The 20,010-nt window shown below is 49.8% G+C and carries 17 protein-coding genes and 1 tRNA gene; 5 read left to right on the top strand and 13 right to left on the bottom strand.

Annotated elements, in window-relative coordinates; all coding sequences use genetic code 11:
- Positions 1 to 105: 105 nt before the first annotated feature.
- The 7 genes from pth to serA form a co-directional block, all read right to left on the bottom strand.
- The gene (pth, locus tag ACN5NT_RS19250; RefSeq protein ID WP_419176532.1) at positions 106 to 699 is read right to left on the bottom strand and encodes an aminoacyl-tRNA hydrolase; all 594 of its coding nucleotides are present in this window, start codon (positions 697 to 699) and stop codon (positions 106 to 108) included.
- A gap of 124 nt (positions 700 to 823) precedes the next feature.
- On the bottom strand, positions 824 to 1,375 hold the full coding sequence (locus tag ACN5NT_RS19245) for a 50S ribosomal protein L25 (protein WP_136797731.1): 552 nt from the start codon (positions 1,373 to 1,375) through the stop codon (positions 824 to 826).
- Between the two features lie 103 nt (positions 1,376 to 1,478).
- Positions 1,479 to 2,417 (bottom strand): ribose-phosphate diphosphokinase, encoded by a 939-nt coding sequence (locus ACN5NT_RS19240; protein WP_136797729.1) that lies wholly within the window; start codon positions 2,415 to 2,417, stop codon positions 1,479 to 1,481.
- Positions 2,418 to 2,465: 48 nt separating this feature from the next.
- A tRNA-Gln gene (locus ACN5NT_RS19235) sits at positions 2,466 to 2,541 on the bottom strand.
- Positions 2,505 to 3,431 (bottom strand): 4-(cytidine 5'-diphospho)-2-C-methyl-D-erythritol kinase, encoded by a 927-nt coding sequence (gene ispE, locus ACN5NT_RS19230; protein WP_136797727.1) that lies wholly within the window; start codon positions 3,429 to 3,431, stop codon positions 2,505 to 2,507. Before ispE ends, ACN5NT_RS19235 begins: the two co-directional genes overlap by 37 nt.
- A 54-nt stretch (positions 3,432 to 3,485) precedes the next feature.
- Positions 3,486 to 3,824: a DUF1844 domain-containing protein gene (locus ACN5NT_RS19225; RefSeq protein WP_136797725.1), complete on the bottom strand. Its 339-nt coding sequence runs from the start codon at positions 3,822 to 3,824 to the stop codon at positions 3,486 to 3,488.
- Positions 3,825 to 3,873: 49 nt separating this feature from the next.
- The gene (gene serA / locus ACN5NT_RS19220) at positions 3,874 to 5,466 is read right to left on the bottom strand and encodes a phosphoglycerate dehydrogenase (RefSeq protein WP_419176531.1); all 1,593 of its coding nucleotides are present in this window, start codon (positions 5,464 to 5,466) and stop codon (positions 3,874 to 3,876) included.
- A gap of 540 nt (positions 5,467 to 6,006) precedes the next feature.
- On the opposite strand from serA, the gene gltX reads away from it, so the two are divergent.
- The 5 genes from gltX to feoB all read left to right on the top strand — a co-directional run bounded on the left by gltX (position 6,007) and on the right by feoB (position 12,627).
- Positions 6,007 to 7,488 carry a glutamate--tRNA ligase gene (gltX, locus tag ACN5NT_RS19215; protein WP_419176530.1) on the top strand — a complete coding sequence of 494 codons (1,482 nt, stop codon included), beginning with the start codon at positions 6,007 to 6,009 and terminating at the stop codon, positions 7,486 to 7,488.
- Positions 7,489 to 7,524: 36 nt separating this feature from the next.
- On the top strand, positions 7,525 to 9,216 hold the full coding sequence (locus ACN5NT_RS19210) for a glutamine--tRNA ligase/YqeY domain fusion protein (protein ID WP_419176529.1): 1,692 nt from the start codon (positions 7,525 to 7,527) through the stop codon (positions 9,214 to 9,216).
- A gap of 294 nt (positions 9,217 to 9,510) precedes the next feature.
- A complete protein-coding gene (locus ACN5NT_RS19205) occupies positions 9,511 to 9,804 on the top strand; it encodes a FeoA family protein (RefSeq protein ID WP_167495780.1) in 294 nt (97 codons plus the stop codon).
- A 324-nt stretch (positions 9,805 to 10,128) separates the two neighbouring features.
- Positions 10,129 to 10,362, top strand: coding sequence for a FeoA family protein (locus ACN5NT_RS19200; RefSeq protein ID WP_136797715.1), 234 nt, complete (start codon positions 10,129 to 10,131; stop codon positions 10,360 to 10,362).
- Between the two features lie 45 nt (positions 10,363 to 10,407).
- The gene (gene feoB, locus ACN5NT_RS19195) at positions 10,408 to 12,627 is read left to right on the top strand and encodes a ferrous iron transport protein B (protein ID WP_419176528.1); all 2,220 of its coding nucleotides are present in this window, start codon (positions 10,408 to 10,410) and stop codon (positions 12,625 to 12,627) included.
- Positions 12,628 to 13,086: 459 nt separating this feature from the next.
- Here feoB and ACN5NT_RS19190 read toward each other — a convergent pair whose 3' ends face one another.
- The 6 genes from ACN5NT_RS19190 to ACN5NT_RS19165 all read right to left on the bottom strand — a co-directional run bounded on the left by ACN5NT_RS19190 (position 13,087) and on the right by ACN5NT_RS19165 (position 19,827).
- Entirely contained in the window at positions 13,087 to 13,791 is a 705-nt protein-coding gene (locus tag ACN5NT_RS19190; protein ID WP_419176527.1) for a hypothetical protein, read from the bottom strand.
- A 10-nt stretch (positions 13,792 to 13,801) separates the two neighbouring features.
- The gene (locus ACN5NT_RS19185; protein WP_419176526.1) at positions 13,802 to 14,380 is read right to left on the bottom strand and encodes a sigma-70 family RNA polymerase sigma factor; all 579 of its coding nucleotides are present in this window, start codon (positions 14,378 to 14,380) and stop codon (positions 13,802 to 13,804) included.
- Between the two features lie 257 nt (positions 14,381 to 14,637).
- Complete coding sequence (locus ACN5NT_RS19180; protein WP_419176525.1) at positions 14,638 to 15,273, bottom strand: DUF4177 domain-containing protein; 636 nt, start codon at positions 15,271 to 15,273, stop codon at positions 14,638 to 14,640.
- 406 nt (positions 15,274 to 15,679) lie between these two features.
- Entirely contained in the window at positions 15,680 to 17,542 is a 1,863-nt protein-coding gene (locus ACN5NT_RS19175) for a hypothetical protein (RefSeq protein ID WP_419176524.1), read from the bottom strand.
- 40 nt (positions 17,543 to 17,582) lie between these two features.
- Positions 17,583 to 18,842, bottom strand: coding sequence for a valine--pyruvate transaminase (locus ACN5NT_RS19170; protein WP_419176523.1), 1,260 nt, complete (start codon positions 18,840 to 18,842; stop codon positions 17,583 to 17,585).
- Between the two features lie 28 nt (positions 18,843 to 18,870).
- A complete protein-coding gene (locus ACN5NT_RS19165) occupies positions 18,871 to 19,827 on the bottom strand; it encodes a nucleoside recognition domain-containing protein (protein ID WP_419176522.1) in 957 nt (318 codons plus the stop codon).
- Positions 19,828 to 20,010: the final 183 nt, after the last annotated feature.

Below are 20,010 nucleotides of genomic sequence, written 5' to 3'. Positions count from 1 at the left end.
AAAACCAAGGGTCATTATACCATATCTAGCATAATCTTGCCCTTACTTTTCCCGATAATTCGCTCTCATAAAGATAACGACGGGACTATATGAAGGTTTTTCAGGCTATTTGATACTGTTGATCAGGCTCATGGCTCTCGCGGGTCCCTCTGTAATAAGGAACTGCAATCCATCTTCGATGGAAGTAACGCGTTCATTCACCAGATCAACCTCTTCACCGGACATGCTGGAGAGGACATATTTATCTACCGGAAAATCAGGGTGGACATCACCTTTACCAGGACGGCCTATTCCTACTTTAAGTCGATAAAAATTATTTGATCCAAGAGACTCGGTCATGGAGCGAATACCATTGTGACCGCCAGCGCCACCACCACGTACGAGTTTCAGGCGCCCGGGGTTCATATCGAGGTCATCATGAATCACTACGATGTTCTCTACCGGCACCTTATAAAAGCGGACGAACTCTGCCACGGCTTTGCCGCTCAGGTTCATGAAGGTCATGGGCTTCACCAGATTGATTCGTGAGCCCCAGCGGGAAATGCGACAAGAGCGGGCGTTCCATTTTTCAAGGGAAAGCTCGCTGCCCCATCGTCTGGCAAGTTCATCTATGATGACAAAACCAACATTATGACGAGTGTCAGCGTATTTCTGACCCGGGTTACCAAGACCTACTATTAGAAATTCGGTATCTGCCATTGAACCAAAAGTGTTTCACATACAATAAAAAATCCGGAAGGAACATATCCCCTTCCGGATTATAAACAGTCAGCAAAAATGCAATTTTGATCTTTGAAGCTGCCTGCCTGATGACCTGCCCGAATTATTTGGTTACACCAACGCAGGTTGCATCCGGGTTGGAAACCATTTTTACGTTCTCGGCAATCTCAATTGCAGAGAATTTCAACTGGTCACCAATGTTCAGGCCACTGATATCAAGAGTAACCTCATCCGGAATATCAAGCGGCTTGGCCTCAAGAACAACTGAGGTAGCCATAACTTCAAGGCTACCACCAAGGTCAACACCTTTAGCGGTACCTTTGAATTTAACAGGCACTTTAAACTGTTTTTCTTTATCAAGGTCGATCTCGCAGAAATCTGCGTGGATCAAGGTGTCTCTGATTGGATCGGTTTGCAGCTCTTTCACCATGACACTCTTTTCACCAACCTCGTCGATTTTCAGAGTAACAATAGCGTTACGTCTAACGATCTCCATCAGGGTTGCTGAGAGGGTTTTAGTGTCCATCTGCAGCATCTGGGCCTCTCCACCCTTTCCGTAAACAACGGCTGGGGTAAGGCCTTCCATACGAAGACGACGCATATAACCTTTTCCGCTAACGGCTCTAACAGCCGCGCTTATATCTACCTGAATCATAATTCCTCCTGGGCTCGCCTTTTTGTACGCCGTTGATAGGTATACAGACGTCCGAGTTGTAAAAAAAAATAAAACTGCTTCTATTTATCAGATCAGCCCGAACTTACACAAAGAGCGAGCTGACAGAATCTTCGTTGTGAATGCGTTTGATAGCGTTTGCAAGCAGCTCTGAAACCGAAAGAACCTTGATCTTGTCACAGGCCGCCGCCTCAGGGAGAAGCGGAACAGAGTTCGTGACTACCAGTGATTTCAATACAGAGTTGTTGAGTCGCTCTACGGCAGGGCCGGAGAGAACCGGATGACTGCAGCAGGCATGCACTTCTTTGGCGCCATTCTTTATCAAAGTCTCTGCACCGTTACAGAGGGTGCCTGCGGTATCGACCATATCATCCATCAGGATGGCGGTCTTACCGCGAACATCGCCGATCACGTGCATCGCTTCACACTCGTTGGGACGATCGCGACGCTTATCGATAATGGCCAGCCCGGCGTTCATGCGTTTGGCAAAAGCGCGAGTCCGCTCAACACCACCCGCATCGGGTGAAACCATAATCACGTCTTCAAACTGGTCTTTGATGTAATCAAGCAGAACCGGCGCAGCATACAGATGATCTACAGGGATATTGAAGAACCCCTGGATCTGGCCTGCGTGCAGGTCCATACAGAGTACCCTGCGAACGCCCACAGCCATAAACATCTCGGCAACAACTTTTGCGGTGATGGGTACGCGTGGCGCATTTTTTCTGTCCTGGCGGGCATAGCCATAATATGGAACGACAGCGGTAATCCTTCTGGCTGAGGCGCGGCGAAGCGCATCCACCATGATCACCAGTTCCATCAAGTGGTCGTTAACCGGCCGACAGGTTGGCTGAACAACAAAAACATCCGCACCGCGAACATTTTCCTGGATTTCAACGAAAATCTCACCGTCGCTGAATTTGCGAACGTCAGATGCTGTGAGGGGCTGACCGAGATGTTTACATATCTCCTGGGCCAGCTCGGGGTGGGCATTACCGGTTACTACCTTCAGTGCTTTTGGCATTGTTCTACTTTTGTGGTGTTTGGACAGAGTATAATACAAACGCAAAAATGGCTGGGGCGGGAGGATTCGAACCTCCGAATGCCGGGATCAAAACCCGGTGCCTTGACCGCTTGGCCACGCCCCAACGCACGATCGAGTAACAAAAACTCCATCTTTATATTGCTGACGCAACATTTCTGCCGCGTCTTGTACAGCTACCTGACCGGACTTGTCATCAGGAAAAACACCGAACACTGTCGGTCCGCTTCCGGACATCATCGCCCGCGAAGCACCGGTATTGAGTAGATCATGCTTCATCTGCTCAATTTCCGAAAACTTCATGCTGGTAACCAGCTCCAGATCGTTACACATATCGTTGTACGACAAGGTTTCGATATCGTGTTTTCGAAAGCGAGGTAATATAGACTCTTCGATTTTAGTTGTCAACGCTAAATTTTCAAAAACCCATTTTGTAGAAACCGAAAAGCCAGGGTTGACCAAAACGATGGTGCATGAGGTGAGAGGTTCCACCGGCTGCATTACTTCACCGATGCCCGTTGCCATTACCGCACTATAGGGAACAACAAAAAACGGAACATCAGCGCCTAAGCAGGCCGCCTTTCTCACCAGTTCCTCCTGGGAAAACTCATCTCCGAAGTGATGATTCAGGCCTCTGAGCACCGTTCCGGCATCACTGCTGCCGCCACCCAGACCTGCTCCTGAAGGAATCCTTTTTTTTAAATTAAGAGCTGCACCAAAACCTTTTGCCCTCTTGCTCGATTCAAAATAAATCTTTGCGGCCCTGTAAGCCAGATTCGTCTCATCGACGGGTAAGTCGGGGTCATCACACACCAGCGTGATACCGGGTTGTGAGGTAAGCTCAAGCTCGATCTCGTCGTAAAGATCAAGTTTCTGCATCCAGGTTTCAAGTTCATGATACCCATCAACCCTTCTGCCGACAACCCGCAACATCATATTTATCTTGCAGGGCGCCTGCAAATGCAACACTTCACCACCCACAGCAACTCCTTTCATCCACCCCCGAATCAACGTACAGGATGACCAGGGACACACAATTATTTCAAAATGTTATTTCACCGCTTTAACAAAACGCAGCTTAACGTCATAGACTATATTCTTCAGCATCTCCTCTTCCTCGGTGGAGAGGTTGCCTTTGGTCTTTTCCTGCAGCATCACCAGGGTATCGATGGCATGCCTGGCCAGCTCATGATTAATTTCGGTTTTACCGGTCTGTGGGTCCCTTATTTCGCCCAGGTGGTAGAGGACCGAAGTATTCAGAGACATCACAAACGCCGAAAAAGTTACCTCCGGCATTACGCACTGCCCTTTTGTATTCGGCACCTTTCCTTCCTCACAAGCACAATCCTCTGGGGATTGCACTGTATCTTTTGCTGCTTTCTCTGTCATGGTAGGTTCCTTTTTTCTCTCTGACAATTATCCCGCCTTTGAAAACGGGCTAAAATCCATTTAAATTCAGTCCCTGTGCTGCGTCAATGTGTTTAAGGGCGCGAACTTTTTCTAATAGCTCTTTTGAGATCAACTGATCGGTACTGAGCAGAATGATATTCTGATTACTCGTTTCCTCACGTCCCACAGTCATTCTGGAAATATTTACCCCGTTATCACCAAGCGTTGTCCCCAGAGCACCAATCACCCCTGGAACATCCTTGTTGAATACCAGCAGCATCGGCCCGGAGGGTAAAGCTTCGAGGCGAAAAGAGTTTAACCTTACCAAACGCGGCTCATTTTTACCGAAGACAGTACCGACCAGGATATTTTCACCCTCCTCCGAAACTACTCTGGCTGTGAGCGTGTTGGTAAAATCGCCTGCTCTGTCCGATTTGGACTCCACCACCCGTATTCCCCTGTCTCGTGCCACCACAGGGGCGTTCACGTAGTTCACCGCATCTTTTAGAATTGGCGTAAACAACCCTTTCAAAAAGGCTACGGTTACAGGGCTGGTATTTACATCAGCCAGCTCACCGCTATACTCCACGTTCACTTCTTTCACCCCGCCCTGCGAGAGTTGCATCTGCATAGTACCAAGCATTTCTCCCAGGGTCAGGTACGGACCGACCTGCGCCAGCACTTCGCTGCTCACCGAAGGTACGTTGATGGCGTTGGTCACTGTACCGCGCAGGAGAAAATCGGCAATCTGCTCCGCGATTATGAGTGCCACATTTTCCTGCGCCTCACTGGTGGACGCACCAAGATGCGGTGTGCAGATAAAATTATCAAGACCGAGCAGAGGGCAGTTATCGTGACTGGTCGGCTCATTAGCAAACACATCCAGCGCGGCACCACCAATTAACCGGTCGTTAAGGGCATGATAGAGCGCCTGTTCATCGCATACACCTCCCCGTGCACAATCGATGAACATCGCATCACTTTTCATGTTCCTAAAGAATTCGTTGGACACAAGGTTGGCGGTCTCTTTCGTCTTCGGCACATGAACCGTGATAAAATCGGACCGTTTCGCCAACTCTTCCAGGCTGACTAACTCAACCCCGTTTCTTTCGGCCGTATCAGGCGGCATGTGGGGGTCATAGGCAATGGTCTTCATTTTCAAGCCCTGAGCCCTGCTCGCAGCGATCGAGCCGATACGACCTATACCAATAATACCCAGCGTCTTACCTGTCACCTCCCTGCCCATGAATTTCTTCTTCTCCCACTTGCCGGCTTTCATGGAGGCTGTAGCCTGGGGGATGTTGCGGGCAAGCGCCAGCATCATGGAAATTGCGTGCTCGGCAGTGGTTACGGCATTGCCGTCTGGTGCGTTCATCACCACCACTCCCTCGGCACTGGCAGCCGGGATGTCTACATTGTCGAGGCCTATGCCTGCCCTGCCGACAACTTTCAGATTTTTTGCTGCTGCAAACAGTTCCTTGGTAACTTTGGTGGAACTACGGATCACCAGCCCCTGGTACTGCCCGATTATCTCCTGCAATTCTGCCGGAGCCAGTCCCGTACGCACATCCACATCGAGACCAGCCTCTTCAAGGACCTTTACCCCTACTGGGGAAAGATTATCACTGACCAGTACTTTCATCTCTACTCCTTTCTTTCGCTTGCACGTTTCAGGGTTATGGCGACCACTCCGCTATGCAGCGCCAACTAAGGGAGAAGAGCCAACACAGTGAATTTTCACACAACACAAAAACAAGGCGCACTAAAATCGCCCGCCGCGACATCAGGAAGAAACGTTACCTAATCTGTTAAATTCAAAAAAATATACTGGGTTAACCAGGGGAGAACAACCAAAAATATCGGCGCCGGCCGTCACACACACCCGCACGATCAAATGTATAGACCGATCTCATCAGGAATTCAGATCATTGGTATTGAACAATGATCCCATTATGTATATATAGCATGCACGAAAACTCTATCCGCAGCTCAGATAAGTCGAGATGATTCTCACAATTTTTCTGTAATTTCGCCACGCCAGAGGCTGGCGTTTTCGCCTGCGAAAAAGTATCACGATGCACTTGCGTGAATTCGTGCTTACCACTATTCTGCATAGCCACAATATCCGGTAGTCCAACAGTACGGATTTAGGAAATAAAGTTCTGACAGGAGTATTATCCAAATGACCGAGACACGATTACGTTTTCCACCGAGCCCTACCGGCTACCTCCACATCGGCGGAGCTCGAACTGCGCTTTACAACTGGCTTTACGCCAAAAAAACCGGCGGCAAGCTCATCCTCAGAATTGAGGACACCGATACAGAGCGCTCCACCCAGGAATCCATCCAGGGAATCATTGATGGACTCGAGTGGCTCGGCATTGATTTTGACGAAGGACCATATTTCCAGACCGAATTCTCAGCCGACCACAAAGCCGCCGCCGAGCGCCTCCTGGCTGAGGGCAAGGCCTATAAATGTTTCTGCACCAAAGAAGAACTGGATGCCAAGCGTGAGGCTGCCCTGGCTGCCAAACAGAACCTCGGCTATGACGGCACCTGTGCCGGGCTGAGCGAAGAGGAAATCAACGCCAAAGAGGCAGCAGGCATTCCGTACGTTATCCGCTTCAGGGTTCCGGAAGGTGACAGAAGAATCGGCTATGATGATAAAATTCTCGGCAGAATCGAATGCGATATCAAAGAAGTAGATGATTTCGTCATCGTCCGCTCAAACGGCAAGCCGCTCTACCTGCTCTGCAATGTTGTCGATGATATCCGCGACCGCATCAGTCACGTTGTCCGTGGCCAGGATCATATGACCAACACCATCAAGCAGATCCTGCTCTACGAAGCACTTGAAGCACCGGTACCGGTCTTTGCCCATATGCCACTGACGCTGGACACCAAAAAGGCCAAGATCTCCAAACGCAGCCACGGTGAGATTGTCGCTGTCCAGTTCTATCGTGACAAAGGCTTTCTGCCCTGGGCGTTCAATAACTTCCTGGTGCTGCTTGGCTGGTCCGCAGGTGATGACAAAGAATTCTACACCAAAGAAGAGCTCATCGAAGCATTCACCCTCGAGCGCATTAACAAATCCAGCTCGGTGTTCAACTATAATAAGGGTGACGCCAAGTTCTTCACCGACCCGAAAGCGATTGCCATTAATGAGCACTACCTCCGCACCATGGACATCACAGAACTCGGTGAGCTCGTGAAAGTAGAGCTTAAAGCTGAAGGACTCTGGGATGAAGCCTATGCAGGTGAGAAGCAACAGTGGTATCATCATACATTGGATATGATCCGTGACCGCTTTCACACCCTCAAAGATTTCACCAGTCGTGGCCGCGCTTATTTCGCCGATGACTTCGACGTTGAGGAGAAGCCCCTGAAAAAGAATGTGCTCAAGTACGAGGAGCTGAAAGAGTGGTTCCCCATGCTGGCAGATCGTTTCGAGCAGCTGAGCGATTTTAACCTGGAAGAGACTGAAAGAGTGGCACGTGAACTCGCCGACGAGCTTGAAATCAAGCCGGGCATCATCATCAATGGTATGCGAACCGTGGTCACCGGCCAGCTTGCAGGACCATCGATGTTTGACATCCTGGTGACTATCGGTCAGGAAAGAGTGGTGCGCCGCCTGCGCGAAGTAGCAAAATTGTATCCGGCCTAAAACCAAAAGCCTGAGATTCGACCTTTATACAATACTATGGAACCAAAAGAAAAACTGGAAGAAAAGCCTTTAGACTTTATCCGCCAGATCATAGCCGAAGATCTGGAAACCGGTAAACACGCAACACCTGTGACCCGTTTTCCACCCGAGCCAAACGGCTTTCTGCACATAGGCCATGCTAAGTCAATCTGCCTGAACTTCGGTATCGCCGTCGAAAACAATGCTATCTGCCATATGCGCTTCGACGATACCAACCCGAGCAAGGAAGAGACCAAGTATGTTGAGTCTATTCAGCAGGATGTGAAATGGCTTGGCTTCGATTGGGGCAATCATCTTTACTTTGCTTCGGATTACTTCGAGAAGCTCTATGAGTACGCTGTTCAGCTGATCAAGACCGGCAAGGCATATGTCTGCGACCTGACCGGTGACGAAATTCGCCAATACCGCGGCACTCTCACCGAGCCCGGCAAAGAGAGTCCATACCGCAATCGCAGCATTGAGGAAAACCTTGAACTCTTCGAGGGAATGAAGGCTGGCGAATACCCAGATGGCAGCAGAGTACTGCGTGCAAAAATCGATATGGCCTCGCCAAACCTCAATATGCGCGATCCGGTCATTTACCGCATCCTCAAGACCGACCACCACAGAACCGGTGATACCTGGTGCATCTACCCGATGTACGACTATACCCACTGTCTTTCTGATATGATAGAGGGTATCACCCACTCTCTCTGTACATTGGAGTTTGAAGACCATCGCCCTCTGTACGACTGGGTGCTCGACACCCTCGAGACCCCGTGTCATCCGCGCCAGATCGAATTTGCCCGACTCAACCTTACCTACACGGTAATGAGCAAACGTAAGCTGCTGCAGTTGGTCAACGAGAACTATGTGGAAGGCTGGGACGATCCACGTATGCTCACCATTTCCGGTCTTCGCCGCAGAGGTTATACTCCGGAGTCAATCCGCAACTTCTGCTCCACCATCGGTGTCGGCAAGAAATCGAGCTGGATTGATATGGGCGTGCTGGAAAAATCGATCAGGGATGACCTCGACCCGAAAGCCGAACGTGTCATGTGTGTGCTGGATCCGCTCAAGGTCATCATCGACAATTACCCTGAGGATCTTGTTGAGATGGTTACCGCAAAAAATCATCCCAAGAACCCGGAGATGGGTACCCGTGAGTTGCCGTTCACCCGTGAGCTCTACATCGAACGATCGGATTTTATGGAAGAACCACCGCGGAAATTCCACCGGCTCGGACCCGGCCGTGAAGTTCGCCTCAGGTATGGTTATCTTGTAACCTGCGTTTCATATGACAAGGATGAAGAAGGTAATATCACAGCAATCCATTGTACATATGACCCTGAGACAAAGGGCGGATCCGCCCCTGACGGCAGAAAAGTCAAAGGCACCATCCACTGGGTATCCGCAGACAAGAGTGTTGATTGCCAGGTTCGGCTTTACGATCGCCTGTTCAATCACGAAAACCCCGATGCCGATAAAGAGGTCAGCTTCCTTGAGCATCTGAACCCTGACTCAAAAGTGGTAATCGAGCATGCCAAAGCTGAAGCCTCACTCGCGGAGATAGCTCCCGGCAGGCAGGTTCAGTTTGAGCGTACCGGATACTTCTCCGCAGATCCCATAGACTCTCAGCCTGGTAAACCAGCCTTCAACCGCATAGTGACCCTCCGTGACTCATGGGCTAAAGCACAGCAGAAAGGCTAAATCCCGAACGCAACGACAGAAGTCTGCGGACTTCTGTCGATGAGCAAAAGAAAACCCTCCCCGGCGAACAAGACCAGGGAGGGTTTTCTTTTTTCCTTCTTTCCTCCAAGATTCCGAGCGGTTCCTCTGGCAAAGTTGTTCCACATTCCTCGCCTCACTCTCCTCATATCACATCTGTGTTAGAGGGGTCTAATTTTTATTTAGGAGCTCTTAAGAATGTATTGACACCCGTTCTTGTTTGTTGTACCTAATCACTACATATTGCACTTTAATAAACGAACCATGGTGACCGGGATGTTCAAAAAAGGTTGTTGGAAAAAACAGTTGAAAGGATGCTTTTTCCAGAGCAAAGAGGATAATCAGACAACACCGCTCTCCAGCCGATGCAAGGCCGGAAAGGTTCGGGTTTGCAAGATTACAGGAGATCGCAAGTTATGTGCCAAAATCGCCTCTCTTGGTCTCTTCCCTGGTTCTGAAGCAGAATTGATCTGCCCTGCAAACGGTCATCAATGTGTGGTCAAGGTCTACGGCGGTAATATCTGCCTGGACAGGTCTATCTCAGAAAACATACTGGTAACAACTGACTGAGATAGCCCACGCTCAAGGTTCAACTTTTTTTTTGGCCGTTCGTTTTAGGCTTAGCTAAACATTTGTGGAGAATACAACAATGCTTGAACACATAATTCTCTGGTGCATACTTGCCTGCTGCGCGCTCTACATTGGGAACAAATTTTACAAAGCAGTTCGGTCTGCCGTTGATCCCAAATCAGAGATGTCATGCGGCTGCAGTTGTTCAGGCTGTTCAGTCTCTGACTGCAAAGAGCAATCCAAAAAGATTTAGGCAGTTGTCTTTGCCGTAATGAGGCACTGGTGGCTGTAATTTTTACATTGATTTCTATCTGGAGAGAGGAAATGACAACAATTCCCTTACGACAAATGAAAAAGGGGCAAAGCGGCTTAATACAGGCCGTTAAAGCCACGGGCGAACTGGGCCGCCGGCTTCGCGAAATGGGTCTGGTTCCCGGCACCCAGGTCACCATCTGCGGCAAAGCTCCGCTGAAAGACCCTGTGGCCCTCAGAGTGCTCAACACCACTCTAACCCTGAGAAACAGTGAAGCCGATCATATTCAGGTCGATATTCAATAAAGTTGCCTTTTTCCTTTTTTTATCTTTTGTCATCGAAATTTTATTATGAATACCCATATTACCATGGCACTTGCCGGCAACCCCAATGCCGGCAAGACCACATTATTCAATACCCTCACAGGCGCGCGACAGCATGTGGGCAACTATCCCGGTATCACAGTTGATCACAAAGAAGGGCGTACCCGATACAACAGCCGTGAGATAGTTATTACAGACCTCCCCGGTACCTACTCCATGACCGCTTATTCGGCCGAGGAACTTGTTGCGAGGGATTTTCTTGTCCAGCAAAAACCAGATGTTGTGGTGAACATCGTCGACGCTTCAAATCTTGAGCGCAACCTGTACCTCACCTGCCAGTTCCTTGAACTCGGAGTGCCGATGGTAATAGCCCTGAATATGATGGATGTGGCTCACGATCGCGGTATTGACATCAAGACAGACAAGTTATCCAAGCTGCTCGGTGTACCGGTCGTCCCCATTATAGCAAGATCAGGGAAAGGGAAAGAAGAACTGCTTGAAGCTGTTATCACAGTTGCCGGGAATTCCCAACGCACAAGCTCTTCCTTATGCAATATCACCTACGGCAAGGACATTGATCAGAGCCGACAGGAAATTGTAGATATAATCGAGGAAAACAACTTTCTGACTACCACCTACCCTGCCGGTTATTCCGCCATCAAATACCTGGAAAACGATGAGCAGATTCTTGAAGTAGGACGCGCTGCCCAGTCCCAGATCGCTGCCCAACTTGAAGCCATTGTCGAGAAAGTCAGCAAACACACCTTGAAAACTCTGGAGGTATATCCAGAAGCACTTATTGCCGACCATCGTTACGGGTATATCAAGTCCATCGTGCGCCAGGGAGTTATCACCCAAAAGTTCGACAGCGACCGCCTCTACCTGTCTGATAAGATCGACAAAGTATTAACCAACCGCTTGCTGGGGCCGCTGGTGATGCTTGGTGTCATCTTCGGGCTCTATCACGTGACTTTCTCCTGGAGTGAAATTCCCGTTGGCTGGCTCGAAAACGGATTTGCCTGGCTGGGCGATGCGGTTGAAGCTTATATGCCCGACGGCCTGCTCAAATCGATGATTGTCTCCGGTATTATCGATGGTGTCGGAGGCGTTCTCGGCTTCGTACCACTCATTATGCTGATGTTCTTCGGCATCGCGATTCTTGAGGATTCTGGCTACCTTGCGCGGATAGCCTACATGATGGACCGCATTTTCCGCATTTTCGGCCTGCACGGTTCTTCCGTCATGCCGTTTATTGTTTCCGGTGGAATAGCCGGCGGCTGCGCGGTGCCGGGTGTTATGGCCACCAGAACCCTGCGCTCACCGAAAGAACGTATGGCCACCCTGCTCACGGCGCCGTTCATGAACTGCGGTGCCAAGATTCCAGTACTTGCCCTGCTGATTGGTGCCTTCTTCAGCGAGAGCCAGGCAATGTACATGTTTATCTTCACTCTGCTTGCCTGGGTTGTGGCCCTGCTGGCAGCCAAATTGCTGCGCTCCACAGTGCTTCGTGGTGAACCGACTCCGTTTGTCATGGAATTGCCGCCTTACCGCTTCCCGACCATGCGCGGCCTTCTCATCCACACCTGGGAACGTACCTGGCAATACATTAAAAAGGCCGGTACTGTAATTCTTGGTATCTCTATCCTGCTCTGGGCATTGATGACCTTTCCCGGCATACCCGACACCGAGAGAGCTGGCTTTGAGGGAAAGAGGGAAGCAGTTATGGCGACTGCCTCTCCGGAAATTGCATCTGAGCTTGAAGCTGGTGCGGAAGAGCTCTCGGAGAATGCTCTCATTCTGAAATCTGAGCTGCTGACCATCGACAATGCGGAATCAGAGTCCGCTCTTCGTCATTCATTTGCTGGTCGCATCGGCACTTCTCTTGAACCGATAAGCGAAGTGGCAGGTTTTGACTGGAGGACAAATATCGCCCTGGTAGGTGGAATTGCTGCCAAGGAAGTGATCGTCTCCACGCTCGGAACAGCTTATTCCATGGGTGAAGTCGATGTGGAAGAGTCCCGCTCTTTAGGGCAGCGACTGCAGAATGATCCGGGTTGGAACAAAGTATCCGCCGTGGCTGTTCTGGTATTCATAATGTTCTATGCGCCCTGTTTTGTGACCGTAGTCTGTATCGCCAGGGAATCAAACTGGAAATGGGCCGCATTCTCCATGGGCTTTAATACCGTCTTTGCCTTTGCTCTTGCCACAATAGTGTTTCAGGTTGGAAGTCTGTTGAACCTGGGCTAACCAACGACCCATCGCACCAGTGCTCCAGGGTACTTCCTACCCTGGAGCACTGGTTACCGACCGCACCTCTCTGCAGTTCAGCAAATATCAGGTTCGAGGCTTAAAACTATGAACCATGCCAACCGTACTTCTACCCCGACACTGACATGAAAAGCGCTGATTGGAGTACAGAGCAATGCTTCTCAACTAAAAGAAAAGCGCCTGGCTCACAATTGAGCCGGGCGCTTTTATAGGGGGGAAAAGAGAAATTGAGTTCTCGCCTATCCTTATTACAAGAGTGGTGCCATTCTGCTGAAAATTCTCGTTTTTTTCTTTACCCCATACATACAGGCACTTAACGAATATCTTAATTTAATCCCTTTTGCAGTACCCTGTAACCAACGGGAAATATTTGCACTTTCCCGTACGCCAGTGTGCAAAATTCGTAACCGGCTCGGTTGCCGAACAAAAAACTGACATTCAAATACCTATCACGGCATAGAGATATTTGTTCTGGCTGCTAAGCAGGATATTCGTATTCCCTGTAGCCACGGCATAGAGCCTGTCTTGCTCGAAGCTGCCGTCCACGTTACTTTTATCCATGACAAAAACCGATATACGTTTCCCACCTTTTTCATAAACCAGATGTACTGCCAGACACTCTCCGAGTTTACATAACCGAGCAGATTTGACCGTATACCCTGCAACGATCCGCTCCGGCGGAAGCTGCCTGGTGTGAAGGTTGGCATTGAGCCAGATTGCTGCATCCTTAACCGGTTCAAAACCAACGCCTCCGTCGCCATGATTCTGATAATCAGCAAGGATATAGCCCCCCAATTGCTCCATGGACAGCATCGGTTGCTCCCCCCGTTTCCCTGTAATCCAACCCTGAAAGGGAATTGCCGCCAGCAGCACGATACAGCAAACTGCAACCAGAGCCCAGATGCTCCTGGTCCCTCTTTGCGGCAGAATGCGCTCGAGATTGAGGTCCACGATGTTTTCCAAGTGTGATGGCACAGTCTCCCTGGCGAGCAAGGCGCCTATATGACGGTCCAATGCTTCATCATGTGCCATGAGTTCACTACAACAATGGCACTGGGTGGCATGTCGCCGTGCTTTATCAGCTTCGGAAATATCATGGGTATCCCTGTTTTCCAACCATGTTTTAAATTGTTCACATTTCATGGTCCGTCTCCTACAGCAATACCCCGATCAGTCTCATCACTTTGCCACCCTTCTTCGCTGTACCTACTGATTTTAACAGTATTTTTTTCAATTGCTTCTTTCCCCTGTTGAGTCTGGACATAACGGTCCCTATGGGAATATCGAGAAATCCCGAGATCTCCTGGTAGGTCATATCCTCCATGTAGTACAGAACTACCACCGTTTTAAATTTTTCAGGTAATTTTTCCAACGCCTGCAGGACCCTGGCCTTGTTCATCTTCTTATCAAGCACCTCTGCAAAGTCTTCCGCTCCTTCCGCCTGAATATTCTTCAGATAGCCGCTGCCATCATCGAGCAAGGGACGTCTGACAAACTGTCGCCGGTCACGCAGAAAATGACTCCGCAGTATGGAAAACAGCCATGCCCTGCATTTTTGCTGATCCCGTAACTGGTGAAATTTGCGAAAAGCTGTATACATCGTCTCCTGCACCAGATCTTCAGCGTCGTATGGCTTCATGGAATATTTCAGAGCCATGTTGTAAAGAAAATCAAGATGCGGGTAGGTAATTTCTTTGAATTTTTTGCGATCAACACGTCGTAATAGTCCCATCTGATCTCCAACCAAATACCATTTCCCAAAAACTGCCGGGTAGTACTCCTAAAGAGAAACCTGATAAGATAATTATTCCGCTTTCACTGCTCCGCCAGAGAAATTATCTGTGTTTTGGTTGTAGCCGCCCGCTATAACGGCAAAGGGGCTGTCCCTGTATTTGAGACAGCCCCTTTGACAACAGGATTCTGTTAAGTAAATAAACCGATTTTCGTGGTTCTTCTATAGAATCAGGAGATTTTTTTAAAATCAGTACGCTATTCGATACGGATCGACCCTACCCTCCTGTCCTGTTCATCCACACGATCATCGTTCTCCCGGTCAATCTCCGGTTGAGAAGGTGACCTGTTATCATTTTCGTCACCCTGACCGGTCTGATTTTCAGTAATGGCAGGTTCCCGCAGTTCATCAGGATCTTCCTCCGCCGATTGTTCCGACTCGGCGGTTATATCTACTACAGCCTGCTCAGGCCGTTTGATATTCAACTCACCGGCAGATGCCGAATACTTCTGAACCTGATCCGGGAATTCAGCCTGCTCCACCCCTGAGGCATGGTTACCATTTGCAACAGGCTCTTCAGGCAACCCAATCTGCTGGTCCAGATCCTTATCAATGACCGCAACCGTTTCAGGTGAAACATTTTGTTCCGCCGGGAACACCGAAACTGCATCTGCTCGGGAGCCGGCTCTTTCAATGTCGGCACGTTCAACATTTATGGGTTGCTTGAGAACTCCGACAATACCATCACCCGTCTCAACGATCGAAACCAACTCCCAGCCCCCTCGCCCATAATCGTTCAGCACCTGTTCGATCTCAGGTACATCAAGAAAAGCGGAACCAAGCAATCCCTCTTTTTTCAACTCAAAATGTATTGTCTTATAACTCCAGCGCACACCCACCTCCTTACGCTTCAACAAAATATTTCATGAAAACTCAAAAGGTTTTCTGATCTCAGCAAAAGAGCGACGCTTTTTTACGTCTGACGTGTCGTTCTTTTCCAGGTGATACTTTGCTCACGTTGGTGGCTCATCCTCTTCCCACCCCCCGGTCACATCTGTTGACACCATACTCTTCCTTATCAGATACGGGCAGTAGATTTTTGCAACTACACCTCAAATTTCCCGATTATGGAAGCAGCAAACTGATGAGATATTCGGGTTGCCCCTGATTTCTCATCAGTACATTATGAGAAATCAGAGGTAAGACATTGCTCACTGGTACCCTGAGCGTCAACAGGGGAGATATCATCGGGTATATAGTTGACGATCCGGTCGAACAGGCCTCATGAGAGGCAAGAGATCAGTGCCGTTCCACCAATTTATCATCTTCGAACACCCCGCGTACAACCCCGCCGTCCGGTAGAGTCAGAGTGCCGGTACCATCACGGCGGCCTTTTTCAAACTGCCCTTCAAATCTGCTCCCATCGTTGGAAACAAGCACGCCATTGCCATGGGGCACATCTTCTAAAAATTCACCCTGGTAGACACTCAGGTCACTGTAGGTCAATCTGCCAGTTCCACTAAATTTGCCTGCGTCGAAGTTTCCTTCATAGACGGAACCGTCCGCAAAAATGTAAATGCCATCACCGGAAAACTGGTCGTTGACGAATGTACCGGTATATGAAGTAGCATCCGGGTAGGTCAACGTTCCTTTTCCGTTTTTTACACCGTCTGCAAATTCACCACGATATTCACGCTTATCTGAATAGGTGTAGATGCCTTGACCGTGGATTTTCCCAAACGAAAACTGACCTTCATAGACGTCACCATTGGCAAAACGCAAGTTTCCATCCCCCTGCATCAAACCATCCTGCACCCCGCCTGAATAGATTGAGCCGTCCGGGAAGAGCATCTGTGCCGAGCCGGTCACCGGCTCGTAGGTCATGTTGTCATGACAGATACGGCCATCATGGTAAACAAACCCGTCACCATTCGGTGAGAGTTCTTCAGGTGAAGTTATCTCATTCACCACAGGGGCGTCTCCGCTTTCGGCGGTCACAGCCATCGCTATCGCTGAAGTTGCTGCAACTGCTGCCGGTACGACTTCATCACTGTTTTCATCTGCCACCTGCTCCTCACGTGGCACAAGAGACTCAGCTGCCGGATATGCCTGGTCAACGATGGCTTTCGTTGGCTGGCTTCGTATCTCAACCGGATCAGGATAAACCGGTTTACCGGCCACAAAGGCACCGGCAAACTTTGAACCGTCAGCCCGGGTAAGTTCGCCCTCACCTTCTATCTGGTCATTGCGGAAATTTCCTGTATAAACACTGCCATCCTTATAATGAAAGGTGCCGAAGCCGTGCCGCTTGCCGTCAATGAATTCACCATCGTACCTGCTGCCGTTCGGGTATTCGAGTACACCGGTGCCCTCCTGCCGGTCGTCAACAAAGTGCCCAAAATAGACCCAGCCTTCTGTGGAAAAGTATGCACCCTTGCCATGTCGCTTGTTATGCCGAAAGATCCCGCTGTAGCGACTTCCGTCAGGATAGATGAGAGTCCCCTCACCATTAAATCCGCCGAGCGCGAACATGCCGCTATAGACGCTCCCGTCAGCATTTTCCAGTTTGCCTGGCCCATGCCACTGACCTATACGATAGCCGCCGCTATAGCGGCTGCCATCTGCATAGGTCTGAGTTCCTTCCCCATCTCTTTTCCCGTGGGCAAAATGTCCTTCATACCGGGTCCCATCCGGATAATCCAACTTACCCTCACCATGAATAATGCTGTTTCTGAACTCTCCGGTATAGCTGCGCCCATCAGGATACATGAGGGTACCGGTACCATGGTATTTACCCAGGTTGAAATCCCCGCTGTACCGTACGCCATCTGGGCTGATCAGCTCACCTTGGCCATGGATGACATTTTCACGGAAATTACCAATGTATTTTCGGCCATCAGCACCGAGCAATTTGCCCTTGCCATGAAACCGGCCGTTACGAAAATTGCCCTCATAGACAGTACCATCCGGGTAACGCAGGGTACCTTCACCGCTCCCCATGGCGTTTACAAACCCGCCACGATATTCCCGCCCGTCGGAATGGATATAGACACCTGTGCCGTTAATGCAGTTCCCTTCAATACATTCCGCACCGGCACTACAAACCCCACCTGTCAATACCGCACATACGGCCCCCAGCTGCAACACTCTTTTCACGCCCACAGTGTCCCCTTACTCCTGATTAGGTTAACCTTTTTCTCCCTTATTTTCCCTGAGAGTACGCCTTTTTAACCTCTTCCGCTATGATAGCCAGCCCCCGCGCCACGTCATCGTCATCCTGCGAATAGGTTACCCGGATACACTCCTGCATATGCTGCCACTCTTCGTCTATTCCTGGGTAGAAGTAGTGCCCGGAAACAATCAGCACACCACGTTTCTTCAGCCGCTCATAAAGCTCCAGGCTCGAAATCGGCATATCCTCAAACCAGAGCCAGAGAAACATCGCGCCTTCCGGTTTATGAATGCGGTACGGCACACCGGTAAATTCTTTTCGCACCACTTCCACCGCCCGTTCCATCTTCTTTTTATAAAAAGGTCTGATGGTGGAACGGCTGATGTCAATGATCTCCCCGTTGTCGATCATGTGCTCAGTGAGTACCGCACCGAAACTGCTGGGCGAAAGAGACATGATGGCATTAATGCTGGCCAGAGCCCGTACTATTTCGGGTTTTGCCACAATTATACCGGTGCGAACAGCAGGCAATCCTAGTTTGGATAATGAGAAACATACCACCATGTTCTCGTTCCATGACGGAGTGGCCTCGCAATACACCATAGAGGGGAACGGCAGCCCGTAAGCATTATCGACGATCAGGGGCACCCCACGCTCTAATGCCAGCTGGTTGAGTTTTTCCAGCTCATGATCGGTAATGACATTGCCTGTAGGGTTAGTAGGTCTTGAGACACAGATTGCCCCGATATCCTCACCAATGGTCAGGTTCTCAAAATCAATATGGTATTTAAAAAGGTCACCATCGACCTCTATTATGGGCTTGGTCGAAACAAAAAAGTCATCACTCAACCCCAGGTCCGCATACCCTATATACTCAGGCGCCAACGGCAGACAGATCTTTTTTCTCGAACCGTCAGCATAACGTCCGGCGAAAAGATTGAAGAGCATGAAGAAGGCGGTCTGACTGCCATTGGTCAGGCAGATATTTTCCGGGCCAACCTCCCAACCGAACTCACGCTGCAGCATTTTCGCAAGGCCGGACACAAAACGACTCTCCCCCTGTGGCGGATCGTAGGCCCCGATCAGCCGATGAAACTCCTTGCGGTCACAGCACATGTCTTTGAGCTTTTCCCTGAGCATATCCTGAAACTCGGGAACCACTCCTGGGTTACCGCCACCCATCATGATCATGTTGTCGCCACCAAGGGCCTTTGCTTCACCCAGGTCATCCATCAGCGAGAGAATTCCCGCATTGCACGTAAGTTGTTCACCAAATTCTGTAAATTTCATATTTGACTGTCTTCAGCTTTTGAAGTTTTCATATTACGTTGTCAGACATCTCTTTTCTGCCTGCAAACTGAGCACGCAGACGCACCAATATATAAATCACTACCAGGGAAAAAATTATCCTGCCCCAGAGAATCCCACCGAGCTTGCCGCCCAGGGCAAACATCAGCAGGGTGTCCTCAACCAGGCCATGGCAAAGGGCCATCAGCGCCATCGAGTTGTAAATTTCCACCCTGGCCATCTTACCTGCGGCAACTTCCCTGATAATAAGGGCGCCGCCATAGCCAATACCAAGAATCATGCCCACTACGGTAATCGGCGCAGCGTCCCGGCCCATACCGAAATGGGGCAGCACCGGGGCAAGAAGTCTCTCGAGCAGATCCAGCACCCCCAGTACCTTTAATATCCGCATAAAAAGCAGGATACAGAAGATCACCACAATGATCAGGCCGATATTTTTGCATTGCTGCAACAGCCATTGCCAATGGTTCAGATGCTCTGTTGCCACAGCAAAAATAGTGGGAGCCGGCTGCTGCCACACATCAAAACCAATACAGAGGCGACTCAACATAAAGCAATAGAGCACCGCGCCACCCAGGCGCAGGAGCACGATGGGCATAACCGGAGTTCCGGTTTTTTTGCTGATACTCAGCTCAATGGGCAAAGAGTGAGCGAACAGCATCGCCGCACAGAGCACGGTCACCTGCGCAACCGTCAGCTCCAGGCCCGATGCAAGGGCTGCGAACACTGCCATCCCGCCATACAGGGTGGTGAGCATAGCCGTAGCCCAGACCAGACCCAGCTCACCCGGCAAACCTATCAGGCCCATGAGCGGTTCCAGCCATCTGGAGATTACGACAATCATGCCGAGTTCTTCCAGAATTCTGGTGAGGATCATGATCGGGACTGTGATCTTGATCAACTCCCAGCTCGTCAGCCAGGTATTCTTTGCTAAAGAGAGCGCCAGGCTCCGTATTCGTTCTACCAACTCAACCACCCAATGCACTCGAAAAACGGTGCAGATCCTTACAAGACATTCATAAGATTTAATAGAAACAGCTACATCTAAATATCATGCCATACGTGAAAACCACCAGAGGAAAGGTCTGTTTCAGACTCTTTGCCAATTTCCCGTCTTACCTCCCGTCTTCGGCAAGAAAGCTGACAGTCG

Origin of the sequence: Desulfosediminicola sp. (assembly GCF_048381775.1) — a bacterium.
Taxonomy (GTDB): domain Bacteria; phylum Desulfobacterota; class Desulfobulbia; order Desulfobulbales; family Desulfocapsaceae; genus Desulfopila; species Desulfopila ganghwensis.
Note: the sequence above shows the minus strand (reverse complement) of the source record. Positions and strands in the feature narration are given on the sequence as shown.

Excerpts from the sequence above, each read along its gene's own strand:
- feoB (WP_419176528.1), top strand. The coding sequence starts at position 10,408 with ATGAATACCCATATTACCATGGCACTTGCCGGCAACCCCAATGCCGGC.
- pth (WP_419176532.1), bottom strand. The coding sequence starts at position 699 with ATGGCAGATACCGAATTTCTAATAGTAGGTCTTGGTAACCCGGGTCAG.
- ACN5NT_RS19185 (WP_419176526.1), bottom strand. The coding sequence starts at position 14,380 with ATGGGACTATTACGACGTGTTGATCGCAAAAAATTCAAAGAAATTACC.
- ispE (WP_136797727.1), bottom strand. The coding sequence starts at position 3,431 with ATGAAAGGAGTTGCTGTGGGTGGTGAAGTGTTGCATTTGCAGGCGCCC.
- ACN5NT_RS19245 (WP_136797731.1), bottom strand. The coding sequence starts at position 1,375 with ATGATTCAGGTAGATATAAGCGCGGCTGTTAGAGCCGTTAGCGGAAAA.
- gltX (WP_419176530.1), top strand. The coding sequence starts at position 6,007 with ATGACCGAGACACGATTACGTTTTCCACCGAGCCCTACCGGCTACCTC.
- ACN5NT_RS19210 (WP_419176529.1), top strand. The coding sequence starts at position 7,525 with ATGGAACCAAAAGAAAAACTGGAAGAAAAGCCTTTAGACTTTATCCGC.
- ACN5NT_RS19190 (WP_419176527.1), bottom strand. The coding sequence starts at position 13,791 with ATGAAATGTGAACAATTTAAAACATGGTTGGAAAACAGGGATACCCAT.
- ACN5NT_RS19225 (WP_136797725.1), bottom strand. The coding sequence starts at position 3,824 with ATGACAGAGAAAGCAGCAAAAGATACAGTGCAATCCCCAGAGGATTGT.
- ACN5NT_RS19240 (WP_136797729.1), bottom strand. The coding sequence starts at position 2,417 with ATGCCAAAAGCACTGAAGGTAGTAACCGGTAATGCCCACCCCGAGCTG.
- ACN5NT_RS19205 (WP_167495780.1), top strand. The coding sequence starts at position 9,511 with ATGTTCAAAAAAGGTTGTTGGAAAAAACAGTTGAAAGGATGCTTTTTC.
- ACN5NT_RS19200 (WP_136797715.1), top strand. The coding sequence starts at position 10,129 with ATGACAACAATTCCCTTACGACAAATGAAAAAGGGGCAAAGCGGCTTA.
- serA (WP_419176531.1), bottom strand. The coding sequence starts at position 5,466 with ATGAAAGTACTGGTCAGTGATAATCTTTCCCCAGTAGGGGTAAAGGTC.
- ACN5NT_RS19170 (WP_419176523.1), bottom strand. The coding sequence starts at position 18,842 with ATGAAATTTACAGAATTTGGTGAACAACTTACGTGCAATGCGGGAATT.